We start from the raw sequence: 757 nt of genomic DNA, 5'->3' as shown, positions 1-757 counted from the left end.
TGCGGGATTCACTATCGACAGGAATTTGACCATTACCGTAATGAAAAACATGCTGATTATCAGACCAGCGAAAGAAATTAAAAATTGATTCTAATATTCACAACAAACCCCGCTGAAATGTGCGGGGTTTAGTTTTTTTTATGATCTAGCAATTCAAGATTAAGTAATAAATATTTTCCATATCCGACTTACAGAAAATATTATTGTAAACTGTCCATTTTTTTAAACTTTTCTATATAGTCCAGGTATTTTCTTAAACCCTTTTAAATCTTACATTTCAGGTTTTACCTCTAATCTTTCTAAAAAATTAGAAAAATTATCTCCTATGAGATAGGTATTTTGATATTTTATATTCTCTTCAAAGCTCCTTCCTTCCGATTCTTCTTCGTAATCTTCTTCGTCCCATTCATTTTCATGATCCCAAAATAAAATATTAGAATAATTATTCTCTGTTAATCTTATTAATATCAAATTCCCTAATCCATCACCCCCTATTGGTAAACATTTTTTAGGAATTCTATCCTGATACATATTTAGATTTTTAAAGATATCTTTTGGTGAATTTTCAACTTTTCCGAAAAAAGAGTCCACATAAGAACCTTTAAACACAAAATTTGGAATCCCCAATATTTCATCATGGATATAAATCGCTTCAGTGTTCAATGGTTTGAAAAACACAGATTCATTAAACCCTTTTAATCCATAATCTTTAAGATAAGATTTATAATCATCCGGTAAGTGTGAGTCTATCGATTTT

1 protein-coding gene is annotated in these 757 nt (G+C 29.3%); it reads right to left on the bottom strand.

Features of this window, described 5'->3' with window-relative positions; translation table 11 throughout:
• Positions 1–270: 270 nt before the first annotated feature.
• Positions 271–757 (bottom strand): SMI1/KNR4 family protein (locus B0A80_RS20595; RefSeq protein ID WP_089078506.1); only part of this gene is annotated, 487 nt, incomplete at its 5' end.

The sequence above is a fragment of the Flavobacterium tructae genome (assembly GCF_002217475.1).
GTDB lineage: Bacteria > Bacteroidota > Bacteroidia > Flavobacteriales > Flavobacteriaceae > Flavobacterium > Flavobacterium tructae.
This window is presented reverse-complemented; position numbering and strand designations above follow the sequence as displayed.